This window comes from Pseudomonas agarici, assembly GCF_900109755.1.
GTDB classification, from domain to species: Bacteria; Pseudomonadota; Gammaproteobacteria; order Pseudomonadales; family Pseudomonadaceae; genus Aquipseudomonas; species Aquipseudomonas agarici.
Genome location: NZ_FOAR01000049.1, coordinates 1 through 9523, shown reverse-complemented (window position 1 = coordinate 9523; position 9523 = coordinate 1). Strand labels below are relative to the sequence as shown.

Here is a 9523-nt window from a genome sequence, read left to right as displayed (position 1 = left end):
GTAGATGCCTGGCATGGCTTCGCTGGCGAGGCAGTAAATGAATCCGTAGTTCATGCCGCGCCCCCAGACAATGAAGCCCTCAGGTGATCGAGACATTCGCGACGGAATTGATTCTTGGCTTCCTTGGTGTATTGAAACCGAACCATCCGAACAGCATGCATCGCAGCAGATATGTGATAGTTACGTTCGTGCGCCACGTTTTCAGATTGCGAAAAACGTGGCGCGAGATTGTTGAGGGTATTGCCGGCATCTATTGAACTGTGCATAATCAGCTCCAGACGTTACTTGTATGTGCTGCACAAGAAGCCAGGCCGCGAACCTGGCTTTTTTGTGCCTGCGATTTGGTTGTCATTCACTTTTCAGGCCCTCATCAGGCTTTGCTCTCGCTGGGTTGTAGGGTCGTCTGAATGGCTGAACTGTCCCCGTCATCGTCTTCGGTCTTGTTCTTGCAACGATGTGGCGTTCAATCAGCTCCTTGACGAGTTGCTGCGTTGTGATTCCCTGCTCGGCGGCTGCCTGCTCAAGGAAATGGATGTCATCGACATCCGCGATCTGCCGCAATGACAGGTCGCAAGGGTTCTCAGGCATAGAGCCTCCATTGCGGGCCTTCAGGCCATGTCTTGAACGCGGGTAAGCTCATCCCTCATCTGCTGAATTGCAGCCTTCAGAATTTCACGGGCAAGAACAGCTTTTTGAGTGCCGTGGATTTTTGCTAACGAGCGAAGGTAGCTGTCGTACTCATCGCTCAGACGAACCTTTGTTTCGTTATGATTCAAATGCTTAGGGTCTTCGTACATGTATTGCTCCTTGTGGCTGATAAAGGGGTTAGGCGGCGGATTTTTGGGATGGAAACGGACGCTGCTCTTGGGCCTGAAATGTTCCATCAGGCAATTCCAGGACGCGGATATCTCGCTTCGCGGTGAGCGCTTTATGAATTGCCGGGGCGGTCACACGAAGAAGCCGTGCGGCTTCGGACTGCCCTTTTTCAGCAACAAACTTATCGAGGGGGGTCTCGTTCATGATCAAGCCTCGGTCGTAGATGAGGCTGATATTAACCATCTGTTAATTTTTAATCAATACCGATGGTTTCTTCTTATTTTTAACCGTTGATATACATTCGCACGATGACGAAAAAAAGAATCCTGCCTCCTGATCGCTTAGCCGAGTGCGAAGCGGCGCACGCTCTGTTCCTCTCAAAGAAGAACGAGCTGAAGTTAAGTCAGAGGAAAATCGCAGACGCTGCCGGCATGACGCCAGCCGCAGTGAATCTGTATTTCAAGGGGATAAATCCGCTAAACGCACAGTTCGCCGCCGTACTGGCTCGCATGATCTTCGAGCCAGTCGAGGCGTTTAGTCCTCGTCTGGCTGAGGAGATTAGAAATCTCACCAGCGTGCCAGCCGCAAAGAACGACAGCACCGCCAGGGTCTCAGGAGGGACAGCCGCTGACGCTGTCCGGGATATGCTGAGTCGCATCGGAAACAACCTTTCTGAAGATGCCCGCAGACGATTGCTTGACGTCGCCCAGGCTGAAGATGGTGGTGGCGTAATCGAGTTGGACTACTACCGCCCCGGAGCTGTTGGTGATGAGGTGTGGATCGCGCACTACGACGTGCGTGCGGCGATGGGCGGCGGACAGATCCCGCACGAATACCCGGAAATGCTCCAGGACATCAGGGTCAGCCCCAAGCACCTGAGGGAGATGGGGGTTTCGTTCAAAGAACACTTCCACCTCAAGATGATCACCGGTTGGGGGCAATCGATGACCCCAACCATCAAGGATCGCGACCCGCTACTGGTCGACATCACGATCCGGGAGTTCACGGGTGATGGCATCTACCTCTTCTCCCACGACGAAATGCTGTACGTGAAACGCCTGCAAAAGAAAGGCAAGGATCGCTTCAAGATGATCTCGGACAACAAGCACCACGACCCCGAGGACATACGAGTGGATGACACCCACATCCTAGCTCGCGTGCTTTACGTGTGGAACGGGCAGCCGGTGTGACGCTATGACCCTCACTAAACGCTACCAACCGCTGCGCCGCGACCTGAAAGAGGCTGCGGCATTCTCAAGTAGTCGGGAGTCGATCTGATGAAGGGCGCCGTGCGACTGTCTGAGGATGGCCAGTAAGATGAGGTTAGGGAGTTGCTGGAGATCGCGGCGAGTTACCTGGCTGTCGAGGGATATGCAGATGAGGTGAAGAGGGAAGCATTTCGAGAACGCAGTAACCAATCGGAATAAGTGAATATACAATTCAAGGATGTGAAATGAGCGGCGAAGACTCTAACGTTTCTTTTGAAGATGTTCCGGTGCTAGCTGACATTGAGTCGATTGTCTGCCGCCCAAAATATCAATCCTCTCTTTATTTTGTACCCACACACAAGGACAGGAACTTTGGAAGCATCGTCGCCCCTTACCATCTAAATGGAAAAACGATTAAGTGTGGAATATCGGACTGCGGAAAGCCGCACTTACACGGCTACCTTATTACTACTAGTGACGAACAAGAAACAAACATAGGCAAAGACTGCGGTACAAAGCATTTCAAAGCAGACTTCTCGTCAGAAATGAAAAGGCATGATGAGCTATATAGCAGAAGACTCAAAGTAAATAGGATACTTGAGCTTAAGGCAGTTGCTCCATCAATGCTCGCGACAATATCCAGCCTACAACAACAATATTTATTTCTTAAATCGCTTCGCTTCAAGCTTCGAGGGGCATTTTCTGCGGCTGACAGCAGCCGGCTTGATCATAAACTAAAAACCCGAGATCCAGGGCTCTATAGGTATGAAGCTAGATCCCTAGCCGAGAGAGAAGCTTATCTTGAGACCAACCCTGCGGCGAAGAAGTCGGGTGCTGTGCCACCAAAACAGATAAAGATTGGCGAAATAGCGGGATTCAGCTTTTTAGGCGCTTCTTACAAGGACGAAGAGATATTTAACTTTATTAATCCATTAAAAAACGTTATAGCCGCAAGCGAAGTTGAAATACATCAATGGCGCGCAGGGGAAATTAGCAAAACTCACGCATGGATTAGTTTAATCCCAAAAGGCGTCGCTCGTATTGAAAGCCTTATTTCTAGCGGCAATGATTTTTTCACATCCAAGAATCTTGAAGATCTTTTGCTAATAGGGATTTCAAAAGACAGCCTATCTCCAGCCATAAGTGAGATACGAAGGGTCATGTCTCTTTCTGGACGGAGATTGTAGCGCTTTCTATTTTGGCATTAGATAGCTTTTGGCAAAGATTGCTCATAAGCTCCGGCGATGGAAGTCCAACCCAGAGCAGGGCCTGCTCATGATGTAGTGGTTCGTAAGTAGCGAATAAATAGAACCCTGGCTCATCACCTAGGTTTTTCCATGTCGCAACCATAAATCCTTCGCATGGGCTGTAGATTAGGCACTCCTGATAATCTCTTGGCTTGCATAACGAGGTAAGGTTTAGGCTCTGAACCGCTGGGGTGGATTTCATCTATCACCTTTAGGAATCTATTCTTAAAAATGCATTCCTTAGTAGAATATACCAAAATGGCTCCGGAGCAGGGTCTCTTACATATGACTTCCCCGCCATAACCTGTAGCCCGCCACTGAGCGGGCTTTTTAGTGCCCGTCAGAACGGGGCCAACTCCTCTTCAGGCTCAAACTCAGCCTCTCCTTTTCCCGCCGTATCCAACTCCTGTTGCTCCCATCTCACCGTCACGCTGCCGTCGTCATTGAGCGTCAGTTCGAGTTCGTCAGTTTCAGCGATCACGCTAAGCACTTCTTCCCATTCCCGATCACCGTCCGTGTCCAGGCGATGAACAGTTACCTCACGCCGCTCCTGCGCGATCGGATGATTGATCATCGATGAAACTCGCAGGCTGAGCCGCTCTATCCCGGTCATACCGCTGGCTTGTGGTGGTTTTACATTTCCGTGGACTGCCATAAACATCTCCTTAACAAATACTGTATATAAATACAGGATAGGCAAAGCTTAACGTCTCGATCTGGAAATGCAACCCCCTCAGCCGCTGACTTTCGCCGGAGAAGAAATTTGAAAATAATTAGGCATTACCTATTTACAGAAATTAGGCATTGGCTTATCGTTCACCCATCGCAGCGACACAGCCACTGCGAAGGGCCTCGAAAGGGTCCGCTCCGATTCGGAGTCGCTCTTTAAAAATTCAGAACACGATCCTGCTGCGGAAATAACAGCGGGGCCGCCTGTCCGGCAAGGACAGGGAGGGCCGATGCAAAGGCTCTGTCAAAAACTAACGATTGGCCGCTACGCCTCTACTGGAGACCGGCGATCTGATCTGACCTACCGCCACGGGAGTGACTTTGGCGCTGGGAGGAAACGCAGGGAGAACCTGCGGCAGACGAGGGATACCGAACTGGCGAATGACCCAGATATGCGTAGCGAGACAGATTTCCTCGATGCCCTTCTTACGAGGGGTATCAGGGAAGTCAAACCGGGGTAAGGAAATGAACGAAGAACAGATTGAGCGAGTTCGACAGATTGTTCTTGAGCTGTCTGAAAAAAGCGGCACCAGTTTTGATACCGCCTTTGAGTCAGCTATTGGCGTAATGAGGTATCACGCGATTGATGTTGTGCCCTGGGGCAAGTCAGCCGCCGGCGGGTCAGGCCTCGTAAAGGAATGCTGACCACTCACTCCCTTCAACACGGCATAGAAAAATTGAAGCAGCGCCTCGCGAAGTAAGCGGATCAGAAATAGATTTGACTCTGTCTCTCAATACAGAGGTGCTTAGGGCGCTTGCTCCAAAGTACGTGCCTATCGGCATGTCATAAGTTTTTCCGTCATCAAACTTAACCGTCCGCTTCAGGCCTAAAGCAGCCATTTTTTCGTGAAGATCGGCGTAGTCCTCGCCATCGGCCCTGAACAGCTCAACTCGAGCCATGTATTCCGCCATAACTGCATTCCTTGTTTCGACTGTGGAGGTCGAAGCATATGGGTTTCCCTCGACTGTGGAAAGCGAGGAAACAGGGAGCCTGCCCCTGTAAAAACAGGCGACCACATTCGATTCAAGCCGGTGACCGACGCCAGTAGCGGGCCACGGCGGAAAGTTTCACTGATGCGCCTGGTGACGGGTGCATTGGGAAAACAACCGAGGCAATGACCATGCTCAATATCAACGAAGCCGAACTGAAAAAATCCATCGTGGCAAATGTCGCCGACCAGTTGCTGCGAGAGGACGAAGACCTCTCCGAGATGGTCGCGAAAGAAGTGAAGAAACGCATCGACAAAATCTTCGACGAGCGCGTGACCTCGCAGATTCAGAAGGCGATCGACGAAACCATCAACGGTTCGTTCGAGCGTGAATATCGCCGGGTGAATCAGTGGGGTGATCAGGAAGGGCCGTCCACCACGCTCCGCAAGGAGCTGGAAACAACCGTCACTGCTTACTGGAACTGCAAGGTGAACCCTGGCGATGGCAAGCCAGCATCCAGCTCGTACAACACTGTGACGCGCGCCGAATGGCTCATGACCAAGATCTGCGCCGAGGACTTCACCAAGCAAATGCAGACCAGCGTCAACGCTGTGACTGGCGCACTTAAGGACGGCCTGCGTAACCAGTTGGCCGGCCAGATGGACATGATGTTGAACAACCTGTTCCACATCAAAAGCCTGCAAGACCAGGGCAAGGTCGAGAAGCCGTACTGAGCATCACTTCTGCCCATTCACTGGGTGGGCAGATGGATGTGACAGGCCTCAGTTGTTCTCGTTTTCTTCGGCCACTCGTCGCTCTTCGGCCAGCTCCGATTTTGCATCCTTCAACAGAGCAATCAGGTCGTCGACCTCTTCGTCAGCAAAAATCAGCACGTGCTCTTCACGGCCCCCCTGATCCTGTTTGATGCAGATGTTCCCGGCGTCAGAGATGTACACCTCTGCCCCGTATCGCGGCTCAATTTTTCCAACCATGGAGTGCACCTATGCGATTTACCTACGAAGTGAAGGGTGGAATGTACATCTACAAGGGTCCGAGTGGTCACGGCGGAATTGCTTACTCCCTCGAGCAAATCAACAAGCGGCTAACAAAAGCTTACGGCGCCGCCGGCTACGAGCTGGTGAAGTCCTGACCAACCAGCGCCACGACAGCCTGTCGTTAACTGCCCGATCCTCTCTATGAGAGCGCACAGTCTGGAGGGTACATGAAAAAGCAGCGTCTTGTTTATGGCGTTGGCCTGAACGATGTCCCGATGTCGGCAGGCCGGGCGGAAAGCAACAGATTCAAGCACGACCCGATCTATGCAAGATGGTCTGACATGCTCATGAGGTGCTACTCGGAGCGATACCAGGCCAAGTACCCAACCTATCGCGGCTGCACGGTCGTGGAAGAGTGGAAGAGGTTCTCCGCTTTCAAAGGCTGGATGGTCACTCAGCGCTGGGAGGGAATACATCTCGACAAAGATTTTCTGGTTCCCGGCAATCGGGTCTACGGACCGGATACATGTGCGTTCATACCACAGTGGTTGAACCTCTTCTTCGGCACCAATCAGGCGACACGGGGCGAGTGGCCGATAGGCGTTGCCTGGGTCAATTGTAAGTGCGACAGGAAGTTCGCCGCATCCCTGAATGTCGATGGCCTGCGCGTGACACTTGGCAGGTTCCACACCCCGGAAGAGGCGAATCAGGCCTACCGGGAAGCCAAGCACCGCGAGCTTCTAAAGCGGATTGAGCAGTACAAGGCTTGCGACTCTCAGGATCCTCGGGTTCTCACCGCCTTGAGTGATCGCGCAAGAGAGTTGCTTGCCAATGAATTGGTCGGCTTCCAATAGCGGCCATAGATGCGGACGAAACTGCGGCCTATAACCGCCCACCTGCATTGCAGATGAACCGCCGAGCGCGGGAATTGCCCATCCGTCCCCGGATACCTGATCGCGGCTAGAGCTGAAAGCGCGACGAGGTGATAACGCCGGGAGCAGGAACGGTTCGCCTAGCCTGCCATCTGCACAATCAATAGGTGGCCACTGCCTGCCCAGTGAGCGAGCAATAGGAGCTACCGACATGAAGTAGCCGAACGATTCACCTGCGTGGCGCAGCAAGCCTGAAGGCTGCGCCCAATACTCATACAGGCAGCGGACAGTAGGTCGTCGATGTCACCGCGCATCGGCCGGAATTCCGGTAGGCCACCCCAGCGCACCAGGACAACTTGACGCTGCAAACCCAGGCCGTCGCCAGTAGCGGGCCTGGGGCCTATCTCTCAATCGGAGCCGCCACATGGAAAAGCTTCAAGTCCAAACGGACAACGGCTGGACCTTCGTCTTTTGCTTCATCGGGAAGACGTTGAAAACGACTGACAACCGCGACCATGCCCTTCCGCGCAAATGCCCCGAACTTGCGGGCAGAATTCTTGAGGAATTCGAAAAGGAATTCCCTGAACGGAAATTCCGGCTGGCCTGATCGGGCCGGCTGCACCCTCCTCCCGACACCACCCGCATGCACTCCCCTCCGCGCCCATCGGCAACCAGCGGGAGGCATGAGTGTTGAACGAATACAGGTGAACCAAATAAGCGGAGCAAATCATGAGTAAAGAAATCAGCTTTCTCGCACAACAGGTTTCTTCGGAAGCCGGTTATTTCCAAGACCGACAGCGCCACTACATGACAAAGGTTTCCGCCACGCTGGCAAGTATTGAAGAGAGTGAAATCCTTGCTGAGTTCACACCTGAAGAGATTTTGCAGGTGCACGACCGTGACGCATTCCTTGAGCTGATCGGCGAGGAATATGCCTGCAATTATTTCCTCGTTGCGCCAGAAGATTCCCCCTTTTAACCGGGCGAACCAACGAATGGAGAGAGTCATGAGCAAAGATGATGGCGGGCCGGCCTTTCCCGCGCCCGAAGCCGCTGTTGCACGATTTGGCGATGCCAATGCCGATGCATTCCTCGGCATGACCCTGCGCGATTACTTCGCAGCCAAGGCGCTTGCTCCAGCATTTCCCGGCATGAGTACCCGCGACGTGCAGTACGCCGCCGAGTCTGCGTACGCAGTTGCCGACGCAATGCTCGCCGCCCGTTCCGCCCAACCCCAAACACTGGAGGTCGCCATGAGCGATTTCGGATATTGCGAGGGCGACGCGTGCGCCCGTGATGGCTGCGCAGGCGTCATCGAGCTGGAGCAGGTAAAGGACTGTAGCTGCCATTTGAACGCGCCATGCTGGCGTCATCAGGAAGCCGATATGTGCTGCACGAAATGCGGATGGCGGGCTGCTGATGATCCTTTGTGCGTTCGCGAAATCGCAACCATCAGCATGGGCGATCTTCCCCGCATAGAAACAAGGCCTCGCGTCCTTGATCCCACAAAAATCGACTGGGTGGCAAAGCTCCACAGCAGCAGCTCCATGATCAAGGAGGGCGTCTTCCCAATCGGAACGCTTGTCTCGGATGTGGAGAGGGTGGTGCGCGGCACCTTCGGCGGCAGATTCGAACGCTTCAACGAAGACACCGGCCACTTCAAGTACATCGCTTACACCGACTGATCCGGCACTCTGGAGGCGACCATGAACGCAGCATTGAAGATATGCCAAGGCCGTTACGACGCGCAGTTGCCGCCCCCAGTGAGCGAGTCGGCCGTAGAGATTGCACGCGCCGAGTGGCTGTACAACGCAACAGAGCAGCTTGTCCGCTTCCGCACTGATGTGAAGTTTCAGCGCTGGATGAGAAAGTCGCAAGGCGTGACCGTTGCTCAACTGGCTCTGGCGGTAGATGAGCATGTGAATAGTCGTCTTGAGGACTGCAAAGTCAGCTCCTCGGCGCTTGGCTGGCTGCTGTTAACCGCTGGCGACAAGCCCGACAAGAGCGCGATCTCCGAACTGCTCGGCCCAAGCGACAATCATTTCGGAAAGCTTGGCGAAATCGCCGAGAGCTTACTCCGACCCCTTTTCGATGACGCACTTGCCGCCCAGGCCGAGGATGACTCGTTATGAGCCCCCACGTCTTAATCGGACAAGAGCTTGAAGCGCTTGAGAGCCCGGAAACGCTGATCAGTTGGTCAGTAATGATTCAAAAAACGCTTTCAGAAATGATGCTGGACGGACGCCTCAGCGTCGAAGAATTCAATCACTACTGCTGCCGACTCAACAAGATTGTTGAGAAGCGCAAGGAGTTGTTATGAGCACATCACCAGTTAAATCACTGATCGACGAACAGATTGAAGAGATTGAGCGAGCGCTTATAGTCCTTGGGGCTGGCTTGCCGCGTGATCTACCCGTTTCGGCACTGCCGCCAAATCTTGCTGAAGCAATTAAGGGTGGGCGGATTGCCGTAAGGGCTCGAAAGCAGGTGGCGCCATGAGGGTTTTATTCTGGCTTCTAGCCGCCGCCGCTCTAGTTCTTCTTCTGCAATACAGTCTTTTCAAAGAAAACGGTGAGCCGAGACAGATTATTTCGTCTGAGCATGATGCAAGGGTTGGCCCATGACCTCGCATCAGCGCACTCGCCGACTTTTGATTTTGCGCGGCTCATTCACATCTATCGCATTCTTCACTCTCTTGATGTTGCTCAGCGCTCTCGCTGATCGAAT

General features: G+C 53.3%; 18 protein-coding genes. 12 read left to right on the top strand and 6 right to left on the bottom strand.

Annotated elements, in window-relative coordinates:
• Positions 1–348: 348 nt before the first annotated feature.
• Genes BMX68_RS24685 through BMX68_RS24675 form a run of 3 tightly spaced genes read right to left on the bottom strand, consistent with a single transcriptional unit; the run spans position 349 to position 1020 of the window.
• The gene (locus tag BMX68_RS24685; RefSeq protein WP_017133287.1) at positions 349–588 is read right to left on the bottom strand and encodes a hypothetical protein; all 240 of its coding nucleotides are present in this window, start codon (positions 586–588) and stop codon (positions 349–351) included.
• Between the two features lie 20 nt (positions 589–608).
• On the bottom strand, positions 609–797 hold the full coding sequence (locus BMX68_RS24680; RefSeq protein ID WP_017133288.1) for a hypothetical protein: 189 nt from the start codon (positions 795–797) through the stop codon (positions 609–611).
• Between the two features lie 28 nt (positions 798–825).
• A complete protein-coding gene (locus BMX68_RS24675) occupies positions 826–1020 on the bottom strand; it encodes a Cro/CI family transcriptional regulator (protein WP_026013323.1) in 195 nt (64 codons plus the stop codon).
• A gap of 104 nt (positions 1021–1124) precedes the next feature.
• On the opposite strand from BMX68_RS24675, the gene BMX68_RS24670 reads away from it, so the two are divergent.
• Both BMX68_RS24670 and BMX68_RS24665 read left to right on the top strand, forming a co-directional pair.
• Positions 1125–2006 (top strand): LexA family transcriptional regulator, encoded by an 882-nt coding sequence (locus tag BMX68_RS24670; protein WP_017133290.1) that lies wholly within the window; start codon positions 1125–1127, stop codon positions 2004–2006.
• Positions 2007–2269: 263 nt separating this feature from the next.
• Entirely contained in the window at positions 2270–3211 is a 942-nt protein-coding gene (locus tag BMX68_RS24665; protein WP_017133291.1) for a hypothetical protein, read from the top strand.
• Positions 3212–3611: 400 nt separating this feature from the next.
• On the opposite strand, the gene BMX68_RS24660 is transcribed toward BMX68_RS24665, so the two are convergent.
• Positions 3612–3926 (bottom strand): DUF1654 domain-containing protein, encoded by a 315-nt coding sequence (locus tag BMX68_RS24660; RefSeq protein WP_017133292.1) that lies wholly within the window; start codon positions 3924–3926, stop codon positions 3612–3614.
• A 539-nt stretch (positions 3927–4465) separates the two neighbouring features.
• Between BMX68_RS24660 and BMX68_RS25760 the strand changes: the two genes are divergently transcribed.
• Complete coding sequence (locus BMX68_RS25760) at positions 4466–4645, top strand: hypothetical protein (RefSeq protein ID WP_143063360.1); 180 nt, start codon at positions 4466–4468, stop codon at positions 4643–4645.
• Here the strand turns inward: BMX68_RS25760 and BMX68_RS24650 are convergent.
• A complete protein-coding gene (locus tag BMX68_RS24650; RefSeq protein WP_017133294.1) occupies positions 4622–4912 on the bottom strand; it encodes a hypothetical protein in 291 nt (96 codons plus the stop codon). The two genes, BMX68_RS25760 and BMX68_RS24650, sit on opposite strands and share 24 nt — an antisense overlap.
• Before the next feature lie 209 nt (positions 4913–5121).
• Between BMX68_RS24650 and BMX68_RS24645 the strand changes: the two genes are divergently transcribed.
• Positions 5122–5664, top strand: coding sequence for a hypothetical protein (locus BMX68_RS24645; RefSeq protein WP_017133295.1), 543 nt, complete (start codon positions 5122–5124; stop codon positions 5662–5664).
• Between the two features lie 48 nt (positions 5665–5712).
• Here the strand turns inward: BMX68_RS24645 and BMX68_RS24640 are convergent, their stop codons facing one another.
• On the bottom strand, positions 5713–5922 hold the full coding sequence (locus BMX68_RS24640) for a hypothetical protein (RefSeq protein WP_017133296.1): 210 nt from the start codon (positions 5920–5922) through the stop codon (positions 5713–5715).
• A gap of 11 nt (positions 5923–5933) precedes the next feature.
• On the opposite strand from BMX68_RS24640, the gene BMX68_RS26080 reads away from it, so the two are divergent.
• From BMX68_RS26080 to BMX68_RS24605, 8 genes are all read left to right on the top strand, one after another.
• Entirely contained in the window at positions 5934–6080 is a 147-nt protein-coding gene (locus BMX68_RS26080; RefSeq protein ID WP_017133297.1) for a hypothetical protein, read from the top strand.
• 72 nt (positions 6081–6152) lie between these two features.
• Positions 6153–6779 (top strand): hypothetical protein, encoded by a 627-nt coding sequence (locus BMX68_RS24635; RefSeq protein WP_017133298.1) that lies wholly within the window; start codon positions 6153–6155, stop codon positions 6777–6779.
• Between the two features lie 442 nt (positions 6780–7221).
• Entirely contained in the window at positions 7222–7404 is a 183-nt protein-coding gene (locus BMX68_RS24630; RefSeq protein WP_017133299.1) for a hypothetical protein, read from the top strand.
• Between the two features lie 122 nt (positions 7405–7526).
• Positions 7527–7775 (top strand): hypothetical protein, encoded by a 249-nt coding sequence (locus BMX68_RS24625; protein WP_017133300.1) that lies wholly within the window; start codon positions 7527–7529, stop codon positions 7773–7775.
• Positions 7776–7803: 28 nt separating this feature from the next.
• Positions 7804–8481: a hypothetical protein gene (locus BMX68_RS26555; RefSeq protein WP_017133301.1), complete on the top strand. Its 678-nt coding sequence runs from the start codon at positions 7804–7806 to the stop codon at positions 8479–8481.
• 21 nt (positions 8482–8502) lie between these two features.
• Positions 8503–8928, top strand: a complete 426-nt coding sequence (locus BMX68_RS24615) for a hypothetical protein (RefSeq protein ID WP_017133302.1) — start codon at positions 8503–8505, stop codon at positions 8926–8928.
• Positions 8925–9116 (top strand): hypothetical protein, encoded by a 192-nt coding sequence (locus BMX68_RS24610; protein ID WP_017133303.1) that lies wholly within the window; start codon positions 8925–8927, stop codon positions 9114–9116. The genes BMX68_RS24615 and BMX68_RS24610 overlap by 4 nt, the downstream gene beginning before the upstream one ends.
• Positions 9113–9295: a hypothetical protein gene (locus tag BMX68_RS24605; RefSeq protein ID WP_017133304.1), complete on the top strand. Its 183-nt coding sequence runs from the start codon at positions 9113–9115 to the stop codon at positions 9293–9295. The genes BMX68_RS24610 and BMX68_RS24605 overlap by 4 nt, the downstream gene beginning before the upstream one ends.
• Positions 9296–9523 lie beyond the last annotated feature (228 nt).

Bases quoted from the DNA above. Each gene is read 5' to 3' on its own strand.
- BMX68_RS24685 (WP_017133287.1), bottom strand. From the start codon at position 588: ATGCCTGAGAACCCTTGCGACCTGTCATTGCGGCAGATCGCGGATGTC.
- BMX68_RS24680 (WP_017133288.1), bottom strand. From the start codon at position 797: ATGTACGAAGACCCTAAGCATTTGAATCATAACGAAACAAAGGTTCGT.
- BMX68_RS24675 (WP_026013323.1), bottom strand. From the start codon at position 1,020: ATGAACGAGACCCCCCTCGATAAGTTTGTTGCTGAAAAAGGGCAGTCC.
- BMX68_RS24670 (WP_017133290.1), top strand. From the start codon at position 1,125: ATGACGAAAAAAAGAATCCTGCCTCCTGATCGCTTAGCCGAGTGCGAA.
- BMX68_RS24665 (WP_017133291.1), top strand. From the start codon at position 2,270: ATGAGCGGCGAAGACTCTAACGTTTCTTTTGAAGATGTTCCGGTGCTA.
- BMX68_RS24660 (WP_017133292.1), bottom strand. From the start codon at position 3,926: ATGGCAGTCCACGGAAATGTAAAACCACCACAAGCCAGCGGTATGACC.
- BMX68_RS25760 (WP_143063360.1), top strand. From the start codon at position 4,466: ATGAACGAAGAACAGATTGAGCGAGTTCGACAGATTGTTCTTGAGCTG.
- BMX68_RS24650 (WP_017133294.1), bottom strand. From the start codon at position 4,912: ATGGCGGAATACATGGCTCGAGTTGAGCTGTTCAGGGCCGATGGCGAG.
- BMX68_RS24645 (WP_017133295.1), top strand. From the start codon at position 5,122: ATGCTCAATATCAACGAAGCCGAACTGAAAAAATCCATCGTGGCAAAT.
- BMX68_RS24640 (WP_017133296.1), bottom strand. From the start codon at position 5,922: ATGGTTGGAAAAATTGAGCCGCGATACGGGGCAGAGGTGTACATCTCT.
- BMX68_RS26080 (WP_017133297.1), top strand. From the start codon at position 5,934: ATGCGATTTACCTACGAAGTGAAGGGTGGAATGTACATCTACAAGGGT.
- BMX68_RS24635 (WP_017133298.1), top strand. From the start codon at position 6,153: ATGAAAAAGCAGCGTCTTGTTTATGGCGTTGGCCTGAACGATGTCCCG.
- BMX68_RS24630 (WP_017133299.1), top strand. From the start codon at position 7,222: ATGGAAAAGCTTCAAGTCCAAACGGACAACGGCTGGACCTTCGTCTTT.
- BMX68_RS24625 (WP_017133300.1), top strand. From the start codon at position 7,527: ATGAGTAAAGAAATCAGCTTTCTCGCACAACAGGTTTCTTCGGAAGCC.
- BMX68_RS26555 (WP_017133301.1), top strand. From the start codon at position 7,804: ATGAGCAAAGATGATGGCGGGCCGGCCTTTCCCGCGCCCGAAGCCGCT.
- BMX68_RS24615 (WP_017133302.1), top strand. From the start codon at position 8,503: ATGAACGCAGCATTGAAGATATGCCAAGGCCGTTACGACGCGCAGTTG.
- BMX68_RS24610 (WP_017133303.1), top strand. From the start codon at position 8,925: ATGAGCCCCCACGTCTTAATCGGACAAGAGCTTGAAGCGCTTGAGAGC.
- BMX68_RS24605 (WP_017133304.1), top strand. From the start codon at position 9,113: ATGAGCACATCACCAGTTAAATCACTGATCGACGAACAGATTGAAGAG.